The sequence below is a fragment of the Streptomyces sp. DH12 genome (assembly GCF_020873895.1).
In the GTDB taxonomy this organism is placed as follows: domain Bacteria; phylum Actinomycetota; class Actinomycetes; order Streptomycetales; family Streptomycetaceae; genus Streptomyces.
In genome coordinates this window covers 171458-188596 of sequence record NZ_JAHWGT010000013.1, presented here as the reverse complement: position 1 = coordinate 188596, position 17139 = coordinate 171458, and the positions used below count along the sequence as shown (strand labels likewise).

The 17139-nt window shown below is 75.8% G+C and carries 17 protein-coding genes; 8 read left to right on the top strand and 9 right to left on the bottom strand.

Annotated elements, in window-relative coordinates:
• Positions 1 to 39 precede the first annotated feature (39 nt).
• From nirD to LPA54_RS14735, 3 genes are read right to left on the bottom strand one after another with little or no spacing between them, the layout of a single operon-like run.
• A complete protein-coding gene (gene nirD / locus LPA54_RS14745) occupies positions 40 to 363 on the bottom strand; it encodes a nitrite reductase small subunit NirD (protein ID WP_228977626.1) in 324 nt (107 codons plus the stop codon).
• Positions 360 to 2894 carry a nitrite reductase large subunit NirB gene (gene nirB / locus LPA54_RS14740; RefSeq protein ID WP_228977625.1) on the bottom strand — a complete coding sequence of 845 codons (2535 nt, stop codon included), beginning with the start codon at positions 2892 to 2894 and terminating at the stop codon, positions 360 to 362. The genes nirD and nirB overlap by 4 nt, the downstream gene beginning before the upstream one ends.
• A 1-nt stretch (position 2895) precedes the next feature.
• A complete protein-coding gene (locus LPA54_RS14735; protein ID WP_228977624.1) occupies positions 2896 to 4074 on the bottom strand; it encodes an NAD(P)/FAD-dependent oxidoreductase in 1179 nt (392 codons plus the stop codon).
• A gap of 792 nt (positions 4075 to 4866) precedes the next feature.
• Here LPA54_RS14735 and LPA54_RS14725 point away from each other — a divergent pair.
• A complete protein-coding gene (locus LPA54_RS14725) occupies positions 4867 to 5646 on the top strand; it encodes a TSUP family transporter (protein ID WP_228977622.1) in 780 nt (259 codons plus the stop codon).
• 45 nt (positions 5647 to 5691) lie between these two features.
• Here LPA54_RS14725 and LPA54_RS14720 read toward each other — a convergent pair whose 3' ends face one another.
• Positions 5692 to 6327, bottom strand: a complete 636-nt coding sequence (locus LPA54_RS14720) for a class F sortase (RefSeq protein WP_228977620.1) — start codon at positions 6325 to 6327, stop codon at positions 5692 to 5694.
• Between the two features lie 228 nt (positions 6328 to 6555).
• Entirely contained in the window at positions 6556 to 7113 is a 558-nt protein-coding gene (locus LPA54_RS14715; RefSeq protein WP_228977617.1) for a hypothetical protein, read from the bottom strand.
• Positions 7114 to 7350: 237 nt separating this feature from the next.
• Between LPA54_RS14715 and LPA54_RS14710 the strand changes: the two genes are divergently transcribed.
• Genes LPA54_RS14710 through LPA54_RS14700 form a run of 3 tightly spaced genes read left to right on the top strand, consistent with a single transcriptional unit; the run spans position 7351 to position 11678 of the window.
• Entirely contained in the window at positions 7351 to 7950 is a 600-nt protein-coding gene (locus LPA54_RS14710) for an NADPH-dependent FMN reductase (RefSeq protein WP_228977614.1), read from the top strand.
• A 12-nt stretch (positions 7951 to 7962) separates the two neighbouring features.
• On the top strand, positions 7963 to 9696 hold the full coding sequence (locus tag LPA54_RS14705) for an ABC transporter ATP-binding protein (RefSeq protein ID WP_228977613.1): 1734 nt from the start codon (positions 7963 to 7965) through the stop codon (positions 9694 to 9696).
• Positions 9693 to 11678 carry an ABC transporter ATP-binding protein gene (locus LPA54_RS14700; protein WP_228977609.1) on the top strand — a complete coding sequence of 662 codons (1986 nt, stop codon included), beginning with the start codon at positions 9693 to 9695 and terminating at the stop codon, positions 11676 to 11678. Before LPA54_RS14705 ends, LPA54_RS14700 begins: the two co-directional genes overlap by 4 nt.
• A 43-nt stretch (positions 11679 to 11721) precedes the next feature.
• On the opposite strand, the gene LPA54_RS14695 is transcribed toward LPA54_RS14700, so the two are convergent.
• Positions 11722 to 11949, bottom strand: coding sequence for a hypothetical protein (locus LPA54_RS14695; RefSeq protein ID WP_228977608.1), 228 nt, complete (start codon positions 11947 to 11949; stop codon positions 11722 to 11724).
• Entirely contained in the window at positions 11946 to 12206 is a 261-nt protein-coding gene (locus LPA54_RS14690; RefSeq protein WP_228977607.1) for a hypothetical protein, read from the bottom strand. The genes LPA54_RS14695 and LPA54_RS14690 overlap by 4 nt, the downstream gene beginning before the upstream one ends.
• A 106-nt stretch (positions 12207 to 12312) precedes the next feature.
• Between LPA54_RS14690 and LPA54_RS14685 the strand changes: the two genes are divergently transcribed.
• The 4 genes from LPA54_RS14685 (at position 12313) to LPA54_RS14670 (ending at position 16383) form a co-directional block, all read left to right on the top strand.
• The gene (locus tag LPA54_RS14685) at positions 12313 to 13140 is read left to right on the top strand and encodes a helix-turn-helix transcriptional regulator (RefSeq protein WP_228977606.1); all 828 of its coding nucleotides are present in this window, start codon (positions 12313 to 12315) and stop codon (positions 13138 to 13140) included.
• The gene (locus LPA54_RS14680; protein ID WP_228977604.1) at positions 13137 to 13340 is read left to right on the top strand and encodes a DUF397 domain-containing protein; all 204 of its coding nucleotides are present in this window, start codon (positions 13137 to 13139) and stop codon (positions 13338 to 13340) included. Before LPA54_RS14685 ends, LPA54_RS14680 begins: the two co-directional genes overlap by 4 nt.
• 160 nt (positions 13341 to 13500) lie before the next feature.
• A complete protein-coding gene (locus LPA54_RS14675; RefSeq protein ID WP_228977601.1) occupies positions 13501 to 14187 on the top strand; it encodes a vancomycin high temperature exclusion protein in 687 nt (228 codons plus the stop codon).
• Between the two features lie 120 nt (positions 14188 to 14307).
• A complete protein-coding gene (locus tag LPA54_RS14670; RefSeq protein WP_228977600.1) occupies positions 14308 to 16383 on the top strand; it encodes a molybdopterin oxidoreductase family protein in 2076 nt (691 codons plus the stop codon).
• On the opposite strand, the gene LPA54_RS14665 is transcribed toward LPA54_RS14670, so the two are convergent.
• Together LPA54_RS14665 and cutA are read right to left on the bottom strand one after the other, a co-directional pair.
• Positions 16343 to 16783 carry a gamma-glutamylcyclotransferase family protein gene (locus LPA54_RS14665; RefSeq protein ID WP_228977597.1) on the bottom strand — a complete coding sequence of 147 codons (441 nt, stop codon included), beginning with the start codon at positions 16781 to 16783 and terminating at the stop codon, positions 16343 to 16345. The genes LPA54_RS14670 and LPA54_RS14665 overlap by 41 nt on opposite strands.
• Positions 16780 to 17118 carry a divalent-cation tolerance protein CutA gene (gene cutA / locus LPA54_RS14660; RefSeq protein ID WP_228977595.1) on the bottom strand — a complete coding sequence of 113 codons (339 nt, stop codon included), beginning with the start codon at positions 17116 to 17118 and terminating at the stop codon, positions 16780 to 16782. The genes LPA54_RS14665 and cutA overlap by 4 nt, the downstream gene beginning before the upstream one ends.
• Positions 17119 to 17139: the final 21 nt, after the last annotated feature.

The window sequence follows — 17139 nt, the reverse complement described above, 5'->3', positions numbered from 1 at the left end:
CCCGGGTGGCACGCGCGGCCGGCCGGCCGCGCGGGCGCCTCAGGCGGTCCGCACCGGGTACACGGCCACCGCCACCGCGTCGTCGTCCAGGCAGCGGCCCGTCTCCAGGTCGAAGCGCTGCTTGAGCAGCGGAGACGCCACGAACGTCCGGCCCTCCGCCGAGCCGACCAGGCCCCGCGACAGCACCTGCGCGCCGGTGAACGGGTCCCGGTTGTCGATCGCGTACAGCCGGCCCGCGCGGTCCCGGAAGAGCGCCGCCTGCCGGCCGTCCGGCAGCAGGGCCGCCATGCCGCGCCCCGGCGTCAGCGCGGCGGTGTCGCAGATCGGCAGCCAGTCGTCGGCGTGGGAGAGTTCCAGCTTCATCGGGCGGACACCCCTTCCAGGGTCAGGACGGTCAGGTCGGGCTTGATCTGGCCCCGCTCCGGCACGAACCGCACCGACGGGTCCGGGGCCTCGGGCGCGTTGACGAAGGAGACGAACCGGGCCAGCCGCTCCGGGTCGCGCAGCGTCTCGGACCACTCGTCGCGGTAGGCGTCCACGTGCCGGGCCATCAGCGCGTCAAGCTCCTCCCCGATGCCGAGCGAGTCCTCGACCACGACCTCCCGCACGCGGTCCAGCCCCACCCGCTCCACCCACGGCGCGGTGCGCTCCAGCCGCTCGGCGGTGCGGACGTAGTACATGAGGAACCGGTCGATCAGCCGGATCAGCTCCGCGTCCGACAGGTCCTTGGCCAGCAGGTCCGCGTGGCGCGGGGACGCGCCGCCGTTGCCGCCGACGTAGAGGTTCCAGCCGTTCGCCGTGGCGATCACACCGAAGTCCTTCGACTGCGCCTCCGCGCACTCGCGCTGGCAGCCGGAGACCGCCGACTTCAGCTTGTGCGGCGCCCGCAGGCCCCGGTAGCGCAGCTCCAGGTCGATCGCCATCCGCACCGAGTCCTGCACGCCGTACCGGCACCAGGTCTGCCCCACGCAGGACTTCACCGTCCGCAGGGCCTTGCCGTAGGCGTGCCCCGACTCGAAGCCCGCCTCCACCAGGCGCGCCCAGATCGCCGGCAGCTGCTCGACGCGCGCCCCGAACAGGTCGATGCGCTGCCCGCCGGTGATCTTCGTGTAGAGCCCGAAGTCACGCGCCACCTCGCCGATGACGATCAGCTTCTCCGGGGTGATCTCGCCGCCCGGGATGCGCGGCACGATCGAGTACGAGCCGTTGCGCTGCATGTTGGCGAGGAAGTGGTCGTTGGTGTCCTGGAGCGCCGCCTGCTCGCCGTCGAGGACGTACCCGTGCGACAGCGACGCCAGGATCGAGGCGACGGTCGGCTTGCAGACCTCGCACCCCTCGCCGCCGCGGGCCTCCTCGCGCCCGTAGCGGTCGAGGAGTTCGGCATACGACGTGATCCGCAGGACCTGCACGATCTCGTACAACTCCTGGCGCGTCCTGGCGAAGCAGCCGCACAGGCCGCCGTCGCCCGTCTTCGGCAGGAGCTGCTGGAGCACCTTCACACAGCTGCCGCAGCCGGTCCCGGCCTTGGTGCACTTCTTCACCTCGGGCAGCGTGGTGTGCTCGCAGATCGCGCCCTTGGTGACGTTGTGGCAGGAGCAGATCACCGCGTCGTCCGGCAGCGACTCCGGGCCCAGGGCGACGGGCGCCCCCGCGCCCGCCGGCAGGACCAGCTGCTCGGGGGAGACCGGCGGCACCGAGCCCGTCAGCGGGCGCAGCATGCCGTACGCGTCCGCGTCGCCGACGAGGACGCCGCCCAGCAGCACGCCGTCGGGCGAGACCACCAGCTTCTTGTAGACACCGGAGCGCGAGTCGGAGTAGACGACGTCCAGGCAGCCGTCCGCCGTGCCGTGCGCGTCGCCGAACGAGGCCACGTCCACGCCCAGCAGCTTCAGCTTGGTCGACAGGTCCGCGCCGGTGAACGCCGACTCCCGCGCCACGATCGCGTCGGCGGCCGTCAGCGCCATCTCGTAGCCGGGCGCGACCAGTCCGTACACCCGGCCGTCCGCCGCCAGGGCGCACTCGCCGATCGCGTACACCGCCGGGTCGGAGGTGCGGCACCGCTCGTCGACGGCGATGCCGCCGCGCTCGCCGACCGCCAGGCCGCAGTCCCGGGCCAGCTGGTCGCGGGGGCGGACGCCCGCCGAGAACACCACCAGGTCGGTGGCGACCTCGGAGCCGTCGGACAGCCGCATCCCGGTGACGGCGCCGTCGCCGCCGACGACGACCTCCTGCGTGCCCACGCCGGTGTGGACGGTCAGGCCCATGCCCTCGATGGTGCGCAGCAGCGCCGCCCCGCCGCCCTCGTCCACCTGCACCGGCATCAGCCGGGGCGCGAACTCCACGACGCGGGTGTCCAGGCCGAGGCCCTTGAGCGCGCCGGCCGCCTCCAAACCGAGCAGCCCGCCGCCGACGACCGCGCCGGAGCGGGCCGTCCTCGCGTACTCCTCGATGGCGAGCAGGTCCTCGATCGTGCGGTAGACGAAGCAGCCGGTGGCGTCCTTGTTCGGGACCGGCGGCACGAACGGGTAGGAGCCGGTGGCCAGCACGAGCGTGTCGTACGCGACCGTCATCCCGGACCGGGCGGTGACCGTGCGGGCCTCCCGGTCGACGGAGACGGCCGGGTCGCCGGTGTGCAGCTCGATGCCGTGCTCCGCCATGAACCCCGGCGGCACCATCGACAGGTCGTCGGGGGTGCGGCCCGCGAAGTACGAGGTCAGCTGGACCCGGTCGTACGCGGGGCGGGGCTCCTCGCAGAGCACGACCACGCGCGCCCGCTCGGTCGCGCCGCGCTCGGCGAGCGCCTCCAGGAAGCGCTGGCCGACCATGCCGTGGCCGACGAGGACGATGGTGGGCACGTGCGCGGGCGGGTTCGCAGCCCCGGGCGTGTTCGGCATGTCAGGAGCCTCCGTCATGGGTGAGCAGGTGGAGCAGGGGCGCGTCCGGGAGGGCTTCGTCGCCCTCCCACGCCCGGGCGAGCGTGCCGACCGGGCCCAGGTCGCCGACGAGTACGCCGCCGACGAGCCGGTCGCCGCGGACGACGACCTTCCGGTAGGCGCTGCGGGTCGCGTCGGCCAGCCGTACGGTGTCGTCCCCGGGCCGGGGGACCGCCTCGCCGAACGCCGCCAGTTCGAGCGCGTCCATGCTGAGCCGGGTCAGGGCGCGGGTGCCGCGGTAGGCGGCGGCGCCGCCGGCGAGCACGTCGGCGAGGACGTCGGCCTGCTCCAGGGCGGCGCCGGCCAGGCCGTAGAGCCGGCCGTCGTGCTCGGCGCAGTCGCCGACGGCGTGGACGTACGGGTCGGAGGTGCGCAGCCGGTCGTCGACGACGATCCCGCGCCGCACGTCCAGGCCCGCCGCCACGGCGAGGCCGGTGCGCGGCCGCACCCCGCAGGCCAGCACGACGACGTCGGCGTCCAGCACGAACCCGTCGGCGAGTTCGACGGCGGCCACCGCCCCGGACGCCACCTTCAGCCCGCGCACGCGGCACTCGGTGTGGACCTCCACGCCCAGCGACACCAGGTGGCGGCGGAGCAACTCCGCCGCCTCCGGGTCGAGCTGGCGCTCCATGAGGTGCTCGCCCTGCTGGGCCAGCACCACCTCGGCGCCCCTGGCGGCCAGCGCGCGGGCCGCCGAGACGCCCAGCAGGCCGCCGCCGATCACCACCGCGCGGACCCCCGGCCGTACCAGCGCGTCCAGCGCCAGGCAGTCGTCGAGGGTCCGGAAGGCGTGGACGCCGGCCGGCAGCCGGCCGTCGCCCAGGCCGCGCAGCGGCGGCAGCACCGGGTTGGAGCCGGTCGCCAGGACCAGCCGGTCGTAGGCGACCGTGCTGCCGTCCGCGCAGCGCACGACCCGGGCGGCCCGGTCGATGCCGGTCACCCGCACCCCGCGCCGCGCCGGCTCGCCCGCCGGCCCCGGCAGGGCGGTCACCTCGGGCCCGTACCGGCCGGCCAGGACGTCCGCGAGCAGCACCCGGTTGTACGGGGCGTGCGGCTCCTCGCCGAGCAGGGTGACGGGCAGCCGTTCGGCGAGGCGGGCTCCCGCCGTACCGCCGCCGACCACCACGATCCGTGAACTCATGCCCAGCAGCGTCCGTCGGGGGTGTTACCCGGCGGCATCCCGATTGTTTCGCGCGGGGAAAGCCGCCCTCAGCGGCGCCGGCGGCCCGTGGTGAGGGGGCTAGCGCGGCAGGCGGCGGGTGGCAGGCGGCGGGGGAGCGGCACGGGGTGTGGGGCGGTGGCGCCCGCGCGGCCGGGCGGCGGCGCCTGGGCGGTGGGGGCGCGGGACGCCGTCCGGCGGGTGGCGGGTGGCGGGTGGCGCGGGTGCGGCGTCCGGCAGGGGAGCGGGCGGGGGCGCCCGGGGCCGGGCGGCGGCGCCCGGGCGCTGGGGGCGCGGGACGCCGTCGGGCGGGTGACGGGGGCGTGGCGTCCGGCAGGGGTGCGGGGCGGGGTGCCCGCGTGGCCGGTGGCGGTCTGGCCGCGTGGTGCGGAGGCGGAGCCCGCGCCGCCGGGACGCGCACCCCCGCGCGGCCGAGGGGCGGCGTCCGCCCGGTCGGGGGCGGTCTGTCCGACGGGGCGTGGGACGGGGCCGACGCGGCCGGTCGCGGACTCCCGCGCGGCCGGGGGGGGGAGTCCGCGGTCGGGGGGCGGGGTCCGCGCGGTCCGGGTGCCGGGCGCGGCGCGGGCGGGCGTCCGGCGGTGCGCGGTGGGCCCCGCGTGGTGCGTGCGGCGGGTACGGGGGCGGGCGGCGCAGCGCGGTCGGGGCGCGGGACCCGCGTGGCCCGTCAGGGCGGCGTCCCGGTGCGGCGCCCGCGCCCGATGTGGTGCGGAGGCGGGCGCCGGGGGGCGTGGGGGCCCGCATAGGGTCATGCTCATGCCGGACATCTCCCTGACCGTCCTCGTCCTCCTCTGCCTGGCCGCGCTGCTGGCGGGCTGGATCGACGCCGTGGTCGGCGGCGGCGGGCTGCTGCTCCTGCCCGCGCTGCTGCTGGGCGCGCCGCACGTGCCCGCCGCCCAGTGCCTCGGCACCAACAAGGCGGTCGCCATCGTCGGGACGACCGGCGCCGCGGTGACCTACGTCCGGCGTGCCCCGGTACGGGTCGGGCTCGCCGTGCGGATCGGGCTGGCCGCGCTCGCCGGGTCGACGGGCGGGGCCTTCTTCGCCGCGGGTCTGAGCAGCGAGGTCCTGCGCCCGGTGATCCTCGTGGTGCTGCTGGGCGTCGCGGCGTTCGTCCTGCTGCGGCCGTCCTTCGGTACGGGCCCCGCGCCCGAGGGGCCGGTGCGGCGGGCCCGGGTCGTCGCCGCGGTCGTCCTCGTGGGCGGCGGCATCGGCTTCTACGACGGGCTGTTCGGGCCGGGCACCGGCACGTTCCTGGTGCTGGCCCTCACCGCGGTGCTCCACCTCGACCTCGTCACGGCGTCGGCCACGGCGAAGGTCGTCAACGTCTGCACCAACGCCGGCGCGCTGGCGATGTTCGCCTACCAGGGGAACGTGCTGTGGCGGCTGGCGGCGCTGATGGCGGTGTTCAACCTCGCGGGGGCCATGCTCGGCGCGCGGATGGCGCTGCGCAAGGGGGCCGGCTTCGTCCGCGGGGTGCTGCTGGTGGTGGTGTTCTCCCTGGTCGCCAAGTTGGCGTTCGACCAGTGGGCGTGAGCGGCGCCGCGTCCGGGCGGCGGGGCGGGGCGGGCGCGCGAGCGGTCAGCGGTCGCCGATGAGGTGGGCGTACGCGACGACGTTGCCCTGGTAGCCGGTCTTCGGGGAGAAGCCGCCGCCGCAGGTGATCAGGCGCAGCTCGGCGCGGTCGGAGTGGCCGTAGACCTTCTCGTCGGGGAAGGCGTCGTTGTCGTACACCTCGACGGCGTCGACGGTGAACACGGCCGTGCGGCCGTCGGCGCGGGCCACCTCGACGCGGTCGCCCTTGCGCAGGGCGCCCAGGGCGTAGAAGACGGCGGGGCCCTCGGCGTTGTCGACGTGACCGGCCATGACGGCCGTGCCCCGGGCGCCGGGCCGGACGCCGTCCCGGTACCAGCCCGCGAGGTTGCGGTCGCCGGCCGGCGGCACGTCGAGGCTGCCGTCGCGGGCCAGGCCCAGGCCCATGACGGGGGCGTCGACGCGTATGCGGGGGACGCGGACGCGGACGGGGGCCGCGGGCGGCAGCGGGTCGGCGGCCGCGGTCGTGTGCCAGCCGGGCCCGGCGGCGAACGCCTCGGCGGCCGAGGGGACCGGCGGGCGGACGTCGCCCGAGCCGCTCTGCACCAGCCACAGTCCGACGCACGCCGCGATGGCTATGCCCCAGCCCCTGGAGCGGGCCGGGGTCTCGGTGGGGCTGCTCATGGGTCCTCCGCTGGGGGTGCCTCCAGGGGTCGGCCGCCTCCGCGGGGGGCGGGTCCGCCCGCCGGTCCGGGAGGGTCCCCCCGCCCCCGCCGCGGTCTCGGGGCCGCGCGGCGGGGGCGGGGAGTGCGAGGGGGTGCCCCGCCGAGCGGCGGGACGCCCCGAGAGGGGGGCGGGCGGCCGCCGGGTGGGGGACGGGCGGCCGCCCGCGGGGGAGGGGGTCTTCGCCGGTCAGCCGCCGTGGCCGCCGCTCGCCCGGCGGCGCAGCAGCCACGCGCCGGCCACGGCCGTGCCGGCCAGGACGGCGACGCCCGTGGCGATGCGGGTCGCGTCCGGGCCGACGCTGCCGCCGACACCGGTCTTGACGTGGCCGTGCGGGCCCTCGTGCGTGGGCTGGTGCGTTGGCTGGTGCGTCGGGTGGTGACTCGCCCCGCCGCCCTGCTTGACGACCAGGTCGCCCGTGGCGGTCTTGCCGTTGTCGCAGGCCACCCCGATGCCGTACGTGCCCGGCTTGGTGTGCTCGGGGACCCGGAACCGGCCCGTCGCCAGCCCCTTGGGGCCCTCGGGCCGCAGCTTGAACTCGGCCGCGCCGAGCGCCTGCGCGTCGCCGATGCCGTGGCCGTCCCCGCACGCCCGGGTGCTGACGGTGACGGTCGTGCCCGGGTTCGCCACGGACGGGGACACCTCCAGCCTCTCGAAGTCGCCGGCGTACGCCGCCGGGGCGGCCAGGGCGCCGAGGCAGACGGCCGCCAACGCGGTACCGGTCAACGAGCGGGCAGTGGTGCGCATGGGGGTCCTCCGGGCAGCGCTTCGGTCGGGCGTCCTGTCTCCGAGGTAAGTCCGCGGCGGGCGCCCGCGCCTGCTGATGTGTCGTCAGGCGGAGGGCCGCGCCGGGGGTCGCCCAGGGCGTCGACGCAGGTCAGCCGGGTGCGCTGGCGGTCGCGGAGGGGGCGGGGGAGGCATTGCGAACGGGTGACGCCGGCGGCGCTTGACCTGAAGTTTGGTTGAGGTGTGAGGCTCGTCCGCATGCAGACCACCACACCTGACACCGCGCCCCTGAACCTCGCCGTCCTCCTCGGCAGCAACCGCGAGGGCCGCTTCGCGCCCGTCGTCGCCGACTGGTTCCTCGCCCACGCCCGCCGGCACCCCGACTTCACCGTCGACGTCGTCGACGTGGCCGAGGCGGACCTGCCGACCTCCCTCTCCGCCGACCCCGCCCCCGCCGTGCGCGACGCGCTCGCCGAGGTCGGCCCCCGGCTCGCCGCCGCCGACGCCTTCGTCGTGCTCACCCCCGAGTACAACCACTCCTACCCGGCGTCCCTGAAGGCCCTGGTCGACTGGCACTTCGACGAGTGGCAGGCCAAGCCCCTCGGCTTCGTCTCCTACGGCGGCGTCTCCGGCGGCCTGCGCGCCGTCGAGCACCTGCGCCAGGTCTTCGCCGAACTGCACGCGGTCACCGTCCGCGACACCGTCTCCCTTCACAACGCGGGCGGCCTGTTCGGCCCGGACGGCGCCCTGCGCGACCCCGCGGGCCCCGACGCCGCCGCGCGCAAGATGCTCGACCAGCTCAGCTGGTGGGCCGGCACCCTGCGCGCCGCCCGCACCACCCGCCCCTACGCGGCCTGAGGAGCGGTCACCGTGCTGCTGCCGCTGCTCCGCACCCGCGTCCGCCCCTACCGGCGGTTACTCGTCCTCGTCGTCGTCCTCCAACTCGTGCAGTCCCTCGCCGGCCTCCTGCTGCCCACCCTCAACGCCGACCTCGTCAACGGCGGCGTCCTGCGCGGCGACACCGGGCACGTCCTCGGCACCGGCGGCGCCATGCTCGCCGTCACCCTGCTCCAGATCGCCGCGGCCGGCGCCGCCGTGTTCGCCGCGGCCCGCGTCGCCATGGGCGTGGGCCGCGACCTGCGGGCGGAGGTGTTCCGCCACGTCCAGGAGTTCTCCGTACGGGAGGTGCGGCGCTTCGGCCCCGCCTCCCTCATCACCCGCACCACCAACGACGTGCAGCAGGTCCAGACCCTGACGGTGCTCGCCCTGACCACCCTGGTCGCGGCCCCCCTGATGTGCGTCGGCGGCACCGCCCTGGCCCTCGCCCAGGACGTCCCCCTCGCCCTGCTCCTGCTGCTGTTCGTGCCGGTGCTCGCCGGTGCCGTCCTGCTCGTCGTCCGCCGCATGCCGCCGCTCTTCCGCACCACGCAGGAGCGCGTCGACCGGGTCAACCAGGTGCTGCGCGAGCAGATCGGCGGCGTCCGGGTCGTCCGCGCCTTCGTCCGCGACGACCACGAGCAGCGCAGGTTCGGCGCCGCCAACGACGCGCTGACGGCCGTGTCGCTGCGGGTCGGCCGGCTGACCGCCCTCATGTACCCGCTCGTCATCGTCGTGTGGGAGGTGGCCACGGTGGCGATCCTGTGGGTCGGCGGCCACCGCCTGGCGGACGGCACCCTCCAGGCCGGCGCCCTCATCGCCTTCCTGGGCTACCTGCTCCAGATCTTCATGGCCGTCATGATGACGATGTTCCTGCTCATGCAGCTGCCGCGGGCCGAGGTCAGCGCCGCCCGCATCCGCGAGGTCCTCGACACCGAACCGTCCCTGGCGCCGCCCGCCGCCCCGGTGCGCGGCCTGCGCGACCCGGGCCGGCTGGAGGTCCGCGACGTCCACTTCGGCTACCCGGGCGCGCAGGACCCCGTCCTGCGCGGTGTCTCGCTCACCGCCCGACCCGGCCGCACCACCGCCGTCATCGGCCCCACCGGCAGCGGCAAGAGCACCCTGCTGGGCCTGGTGGCGCGATTGTCCGACCCGACGGCCGGGGAGGTCCGCATCGGCGGCGCCGACGTCCGGACGCTCGACCCGGAGCTGCGCGCCCGCACCGTCGGCCTCGTCCCGCAGAAGCCCTACCTGTTCTCCGGCACGATCGCCTCCAACCTCCGCTACGGCCGGCCGGACGCCACCGACGAGGAGCTGTGGCACGCCCTCGGCGTCGCCCAGGCCCGGGAGTTCGTCGAGGCGCTCCCCCAGGGCCTCCACGCCCCCGTCGACCAGGGCGGCACCAACCTCTCCGGCGGCCAGCGCCAGCGCCTCGCCATCGCCCGCACCCTGGTCGCCCGGCCCGCGGTCTACCTCTTCGACGACTCCTTCTCGGCGCTCGACAACCGCACTGACGCCCTCCTGCGCGCCGCGCTGGCCGAGGAGACCGCCGGCGCCACCGTCGTCCTCGTCGCCCAGCGCGTCGCCACCGTCCGCGGCGCCGACCGGATCGTCGTCCTCGACGAGGGCCGAGTCGTCGCCACCGGCACCCACGAGGAACTGCTGCGGGACGACCCCACCTACCGGGAGATCGTCCTCTCCCAGCTCACCGAGGAGGACGCCGCATGAACCGCCCCGCCCCGCGCACCCCGTCCGCACGGCCCGCCGTCCCCCGGCAGCGCAGCACGCCCGAGCGGCGCACCTCCCCCGAGCGGCGCACCTCCCCCGAGCGGCGCGGCCCGGCCGCCGGGGCGCAGCAGCAAGGACCCGGCCGGCCCGCCGCCCCCGCCCTGGAGCGCTCGCTCGACTTCCGCCGCTCCGGGCTGCGCCTGCTGCGCACCTTCGCACCGGAACGCGCCCTGCTGCTCGGCTCGCTCGCCGCCGCCACCGGGTACGTCGCCCTGGCCGTCCTCATCCCCAAGCTCCTCGGCGACGCCACCGACCTCGTCGTCACGGGGGCCGGCACGCCCGGCGGCGTCGACTTCCGGGCCGTCGCCCGGCTGCTGGCCACCGTCCTGGCCGTCGCCGCCGCCTCCGCCGTCCTCGCCTGGGTGCAGGCCCGGCTCGTGATGACCGCCGTCCACCGGGCCGGGCACCGGCTGCGCGCCCGGGCGCAGGCCAAGCTGTCCCGGCTGCCCCTCGCGCACCTCGACCACCAGCCGCGCGGGGAGGTGCTCAGCCGGACCACCAACGACATCGACAACGTCGTCCAGACCATGCAGCAGGCGTTCATCCCGATGACCCGCGCCCTGCTCACCGTCGTCGGCGTGCTGGTGATGATGGTGTGGATCTCCCCGCTGCTCGCCCTGGTCGCCCTCGGCACGGTGCCCGTCTCCGTCCTCGTCGCCGCGCGCATCGGCAAGCGGGCCCAGCCGCAGTTCGTCAAGCAGTGGGCCGTCACCGGCCGGCTCAACGGCCACATCGAGGAGATGTACTCCGGCCACGCCGAGGTACGGGTCTTCGGCCGCAGCCGGGAGGCGGTGGAGGCGTTCGACGCCCTCGGCGACGAGCTGTACCGGGCGAGCTTCCGCGCCCAGTTCGTCTCCGGCCTCATCCAGCCGGCGATGACCTTCGTCGGCAACCTGAACTACGTCCTCGTCGCCGTCGTCGGCGGGCTGCGGGTGGCGTCCGGGACGCTCTCCATCGGCGACGTGCAGGCGTTCGTCCAGTACTCCTACGAGTTCAACGGCCCGGTCAACCAGATCGCCGCCATGGCCAACCTCCTGCAGTCCGCCGTCGCCTCCGCCGAGCGCGTCTTCGAGCACCTCGACGCGGAGGAGGAGACCCCCGACCCCGCCCCGACCGCCCTCCGGCCCGGCGCCGCCCCGACCGCCGTCCGGCCCGGTGCCGCCCCGCGGCCCGCACGGGGCGAGGGCCGCGTCGTCTTCGACCGGGTGACCTTCCGCTACGACCCCGACCGGCCCCTCATCGAGGACCTCTCCCTCACCGTGGACCCCGGCCGCACCGTCGCCATCGTCGGCCCCACCGGCGCGGGCAAGACCACCCTGGTCAACCTGCTCATGCGCTTCCACGAGACGACCGGCGGCCGCATCCTCCTCGACGGCACCGACATCACCTCCGTACCGCGCGGGCAGCTGCGCGCCGGCATGGGCATGGTCCTCCAGGACACCTGGCTCTTCGGCGGCACGATCGCCGAGAACATCGCCTACGGCCTCCCCGGCGACGTCCCGCGCGAGCGGATCGTGGCGGCGGCCGTGGCGGCGCACGCCGACCGCTTCGTCCGCACCCTTCCCGACGGCTACGACACCGTCCTCGACGAGGACGGCGTCGGGCTCAGCGCGGGGGAGCGGCAACTGCTCACCCTGGCGCGCGCGTTCCTCGTCGAGCCGGCCGTCCTCATCCTGGACGAGGCGACCAGCGCCGTCGACACCCGCACCGAGGTGCTGATCCAGCGCGCCATGGCCGCGCTGCGCGAGGGCCGCACCTCCTTCGTCATCGCCCACCGCCTCTCCACCATCCGGGACGCGGACGTGATCCTCGTGATGGAGGCGGGCCGCATCGTGGAACGTGGCAGCCACGACGAGCTGTTGGCGGCGGACGGCGCGTACGCCCGGCTGCACGCCGCGCAGTTCGCGACGGCGGCCGCGTGACCCCGCCGGGCCGACGGGAGCGGCCCTCGACCCGCGCCCCGCGTCACCGGCGGCGCAGCGCGTGTGCCGCCCGCGAGTCCCGGCGGGGCACGCCCCAGTCGTCGAGCCGGCGCGCGAGCCACGCGGGGTAGACCCCGTAGTCCAGGGCGAGCCGGTGGACGGACGTTCCATCCCGGTAGCGCCGGACGATCTCCGCCCGGTCCCGGTGGACCTGTTCGTGGGCGCCGCTCCTCGGCCGCCCCGCACGGGGCCCGGGGTACGCCCCGGTCACAGCCGCTCACCCCGGCTACGGGCGTTCCACCGCTCCAGCTCCACGTGCAGCCGCTCCGCGCGGGTCGCCCGGCGCACGGCCCCGGGCTCGGCCTCCCACTCGGGCCCGCCGCCGACGGGCCGCAGCGACCAGTAGGGGCCGGCGACCCCCCGGAACTCCCCCAACCGGTCCCCCCGGCCGGTGTCCACCACGAGCGTGCCGGGGGTGGGGGCGTGCAGGGGCTCGCGGCCCTCCGTGGGGACGTCACCTTCGGACACCTTCACTCCTCTCCGTAGTGCTTCGACTACCCAGGGGCGCCAGCGTGGCCTAGGGTGAGGAGCCCTTCAACTTGCGTAATCTGCACGGAGAGTTGGGAGAAGGACGGTGAATCGCAAGGAGCTGGACCCGAACACTTCACCGAAGGCTCGGTTCGGGGAGCGTCTGCGCAGGTTGCGGGACGAGCGCGGATGGACACAGGACGATCTGGCGGCCCGGATGGGGTACTCCGGAACGCACATCTCGGCCGTCGAAACTGGGCGACGGTCGCCAACTCCTCGCTTTGCGCACAGCGCTGACAGGGCGCTTGGTACGGGCGACCAGCTGGAACGGCAGGGGCGGGCCGTACGCAACTCGGCGATACTGGAGGGCTTCCCGGAGTACGCAGCGCACGAGGTGCGCGCCGCGGAGATCCGGCTGTTCGAGTTGGGGATCATTCCGGGTTTGCTCCAGACTCCGGAGTACGCGGCAGCCATCGCCACGGGAGCGGTACGGCGGGGCGCCATCACCGAGCAGCAGGCAGAAGAACGGCTGGCTCTTCTGGCCGAGCGACAGGCATCCCTGGAGCGGACTCCCCCGCCACTCGTCTTCGCGGTGCTGGATGAGAGCTGCATCCGGCGCCCGGTAGGGGGAGCGGGGGTCATGGCGGCCCAGTTGGACTGGCTGGTGGCGTTTGCCGAGCTGCCCACCACTGTGCTGCAAGTGGCTCCGTATGGCCTGGGGGAGCAGAGGGCCTTCGATCTGCCGGTGCGACTGGTCACGCTGCCGGATCGGTCGGCGGTCGTCTACGCAGAGTCGGCAATCCAGGGGCATTTGGACCGAGACAGCCGGGTCGTTCAGTCCATGATGACGGCCTACCATCAGTTGCAGGCCGAAGCCCGCTCGCAAGGGGAGTCCGTGGCTATGATCAAGCAGCTTCGAAGGGGCGCACCGTGACCGAACCGCAGTTCTTCACGTCCTCGTACAGCAGCAACGGCGGCGACTGCGTTGAGGTCGCGGTCAACCTCGTCGGCTCGCGTGGTGTGGTCCCGGTCCGTGACTCCAAGGACCCGGCGGGCCCGGTGCTGGGCTTCAGCGCAGGCGCGTTCGCCTCCTTCGTGGCGGGCGTGCGGAGCGGGGACCTCGGCGCCGTCTGACGGAGGGCTCGACCCCCCCTCCCCCCCGGCCGGAGCGACACATGTCACACCCGCCGCCCGCCCTCCCCGGTGAACCGGGGAGGCGGGCGGCGCGTCGGACAGGGCGGGACGGCACGAGGTGGGCGCGGTGGGCGCACCGCCCACGACGGGAGGGGGCCCGATGCGGCGCACGACAGGGCCGAGGACGCCGCGCGGCGGCACCCGCCGCGGCCGGCGGTGGCTGGTGCGGGGCGCGGTACTGGCCTGCGTCCTGGCGCTCGCGCCGGCGACCTGGCTGCGCACCAGCACCGCCGACAGCCTCCGCACCACCGCCGACGTGCCCGCCCGGGACGTGGCCGTGGTCTTCGGCGCCGGGCTGTGGAAGGGCCGCCCGACCGCCTACCTCGCCCACCGCCTGGACGCCGCGGCCGAGCTGTACCGCACCGGCAAGGTGAAGGTCGTCCTCGTCACCGGCGACAACGGCCGCGTCGAGTACGACGAGCCCGACGCCATGCGCGCCTACCTCGTCGAGCACGGCGTGCCGGCGGACCGCGTCGTCAGCGACCACGCGGGTTTCGACACCTGGGACTCGTGCGTCCGCGCGAAGCGGATCTTCGGGGTGGACCGGGCGGTCCTCGTCACCCAGGACTTCCACATCCGCCGGGCCGTGGCCCTGTGCCGGGCGGCGGGCGTCGACTCGTACGGCGTCGGCGTCGGCGAGCCGCGCGACGCCGTCTGGTACCAGGGGCAGGTCCGCGAGCTGGCCGCCGCGGGGAAGGCGGCGGCGGACGTGGTGCTGCGGCCGGACCCGACGTTCCTCGGCCGCCAGGAGCCCGGCGTCGCCAGGGCGCTCGCCGCGGCCGGCTGAACCGCCGCCCCGGCGCCCGGGGGCGCTCACCGGCACCGCCCCCGCCGCCGGAGCGCGACGTACCGCCTGCGTAATACAGGGGCACCCTGGCCGTAACACGCGCCCCGCAGGCTCGACGGCATGCTCGCCACCACCTCCACGCACTGCCCGTACTGCGCCCTCCAGTGCGGGATGGACCTCCGGCCCGTCGAGGGCGGCGGCGTCGACGTCGTGGAGCGCACCGACTTCCCCGTCAACCGGGGGGCGCTGTGCGGCAAGGGACGCACCGCCCCCGCCGTGCTCTCCTCCCGGGTCAGGCTGACCGGTCCGCTCGTCCGGCGCCCCGCCACGGGCGAACTGGAACCGGCCACCTGGGAGGAGGCGCTGCGCGCCGTCGCCGACGGGCTGCGCCGCACCCGCGCCGCACACGGCCCCGACGCGGTCGGCGTGTTCGGCGGCGGCGGGCTCACCAACGAGAAGGCGTACAGCCTCGGCAAGTTCGCCCGGCTCGTCCTCGGCACCTCGCAGATCGACTACAACGGCCGCTTCTGCATGTCGTCGGCCGCCGCCGCGCACACCAGGGCGTTCGGCCTCGACCGCGGGCTGCCCTTCCCGCTGGAGGACCTGCCGCGCACCGGCTGCGTCATCCTGGTCGGCTCGAACCTCGCCGAGACCATGCCGCCCGCCCTGCGGTACCTGACCGAGCTGCGGGAGAACGGCGGCAGGCTCGTCGTCGTCGACCCCCGCCGCACCCGCACCGCCGAACAGGCCGACCTGCACCTCGCGCCCCGCCCCGGCACCGACCTGGCGCTCGCCCTCGGGCTGCTCCACCTCGTCGTCGCCGAGGGGCGCGTGGACGAGGAGTTCGTCGAGAGCCGCACCACCGGCTGGGCCGGGGCCCGCGCCGCCGCGATGTCCCACTGGCCGGCGCTGGTCGAGCGCATCACCGGCGTACCGGTGCCCGCGCTGCGCGAGACGGTGCGGATGTTCTGCGACGCGGGAAGCGGCATGGTGCTCACCGCCCGCGGCCCCGAGCAGCAGTCGAAGGGCACCGACACCGTCGGCGCCTGGATCAACCTCTGCCTGGCCACCGGCCGCGCCGGCCGGCCCCTGTCCGGCTACGGCTGCCTGACCGGCCAGGGCAACGGCCAGGGCGGGCGCGAGCACGGCCAGAAGGCCGACCAGCTGCCCGGCTACCGCAAGCTCGACGACCCGCAGGCGCGCGCCCACGTCGCCGCCGTGTGGGGCGTCGACCCCGACACCCTGCCCGGCCCGGGCCGCAGCGCGTACGAACTGCTCGACGCGCTCGGCTCGGACGTGCGGGCGCTGCTGCTGATGGGCTCCAACCCGGTCGTCTCCGCGCCGCGCGCCGCGCACGTCGAGGAGCGGCTGCGGTCGTTGGACTTCCTCGCCGTCGCCGACGTCGTGCTGTCGGAGACCGCCGCCCTCGCCGACGTCGTCCTGCCCGTCACGCAGTGGGCCGAGGAGACCGGCACCACCACCAACCTGGAGGGCCGCGTCCTGCTGCGCCGCCGCGCGCTCACCCCGCCCGACGGGGTGCGCACCGACCTGGAGGTGCTGAACGGGATCGCCGCGCTGCTCGGCTGGGAGAAGGGCTTCCCGACCGACCCCGAGGAGGTCTTCGACGAGCTGCGCCGCGCCTCCGCGGGCGGCGCCGCCGACTACGCGGGCATCAGCTACCGGCGCATCGTGGAGGAGGACGGCGTCTTCTGGCCCTGCCCCGACCCCGACCACCCGGGCACGCCGAGGCTCTTCCTCGACCGGTTCGCGACCCCCGACGGCCGGGCGAGGTTCGTCCCGGTCACGCACCGCGCGGCGGCCGAGGAGACGGACGAGGAGTACCCCGTGGTGCTCACGACGGGCCGGGTCGTCGCGCAGTACCAGTCGGGCGCCCAGACCCGGCGGGTCGCCGAGCTGAACGCCGCCGCCCCGGGGCCGTTCGTCGAGCTGCACCCGCGGCTCGCCGAGCGGATCGGGGTCGCCGACGGGCAGCGGGTGGCGGTCGTGTCGCGGCGCGGGCGGGCCGTCGCCCCGGCCCGCGTCACCACGTCCATCCGGCCCGACACGGTCTTCATGCCGTTCCACTGGCCGGGCGAGGGCCGCGCCAACACCCTCACCAACCCGGCACTCGACCCCACGTCCCGGATGCCCGAGTTCAAGGTGTGCGCGGTACGTCTGGAACCGGCCGGCGACTGAGCCAGTCACCGCCCGGGATCGGCGCCCCGGGCACGGTGCGCGGCGCCGGGACGTACACCCACGCCCGGACGACGGCCCCGTCCCGCAGCCGCACGGTGTCGCGGGGCAGCCGCTCGTACAGGTTCAGCGGGTGGCCGGGCCCGAGGTACTCCTCCAACCGGTCCAGCACCGAGAGCAGTTCGCGGTACCCGCCGGGCGCGGCGTGCACCAGGTCGCCGACCACCACCTCACCGGGGCCGCCCGGCACCGCGTACGGGTAGCCGGGGCCGTCGTGCAGGGCGGCGCCGGGGAGGTGGGCCGGCTCCTCGGCGGCGGTGCGACCCGCCAGGAACAGGCGGTGGTTGGCCTCGCCGGGCCGCAGCGTCCCGTACACGAAGAACGGCAGCTCGGCGGCGCTCACCCGGCCGTCTCCCGGCCGACCCACGCCAGGTAGTCGGCGCCGCCCCGGACCACCGGCGTGGCGATGATCTCCGGAGTCGCGTAGTCGTGGCGGGCGCGGAGGTGGGTTTCCAGCGCGTCGTAGCGGGTGGCGGCCGTCTTGAACAGCACCTGCCACTCCTGCGCGGTCTCCACGGCGCCCTCCCAGCGGTACACCGACGTCACCGGCCCGGAGACCTGCGCGCAGGCGGCGACCCGCGCCTCGACCGCGCTCCGGGCCAGCTCCTCGGCCTTCGCCGCGGAGTCGGTGGTGGTCAGTACGGTCAGCACGGTCGGTACGGGCTGCACCTCGGGCACGCTCGCGCTCCTCGGGTCGGG

What these genes read in the sequence shown, in the direction of transcription:
- LPA54_RS14715 (WP_228977617.1), bottom strand. Translation starts at nt 7,113, where the DNA reads ATGCGCACCACTGCCCGCTCGTTGACCGGTACCGCGTTGGCGGCCGTC.
- LPA54_RS14675 (WP_228977601.1), top strand. Translation starts at nt 13,501, where the DNA reads ATGCGGCGCACGACAGGGCCGAGGACGCCGCGCGGCGGCACCCGCCGC.
- nirD (WP_228977626.1), bottom strand. Translation starts at nt 363, where the DNA reads ATGAAGCTGGAACTCTCCCACGCCGACGACTGGCTGCCGATCTGCGAC.
- LPA54_RS14735 (WP_228977624.1), bottom strand. Translation starts at nt 4,074, where the DNA reads ATGAGTTCACGGATCGTGGTGGTCGGCGGCGGTACGGCGGGAGCCCGC.
- nirB (WP_228977625.1), bottom strand. Translation starts at nt 2,894, where the DNA reads ATGCCGAACACGCCCGGGGCTGCGAACCCGCCCGCGCACGTGCCCACC.
- LPA54_RS14720 (WP_228977620.1), bottom strand. Translation starts at nt 6,327, where the DNA reads ATGAGCAGCCCCACCGAGACCCCGGCCCGCTCCAGGGGCTGGGGCATA.
- LPA54_RS14670 (WP_228977600.1), top strand. Translation starts at nt 14,308, where the DNA reads ATGCTCGCCACCACCTCCACGCACTGCCCGTACTGCGCCCTCCAGTGC.
- LPA54_RS14725 (WP_228977622.1), top strand. Translation starts at nt 4,867, where the DNA reads ATGCCGGACATCTCCCTGACCGTCCTCGTCCTCCTCTGCCTGGCCGCG.
- LPA54_RS14700 (WP_228977609.1), top strand. Translation starts at nt 9,693, where the DNA reads ATGAACCGCCCCGCCCCGCGCACCCCGTCCGCACGGCCCGCCGTCCCC.
- LPA54_RS14710 (WP_228977614.1), top strand. Translation starts at nt 7,351, where the DNA reads ATGCAGACCACCACACCTGACACCGCGCCCCTGAACCTCGCCGTCCTC.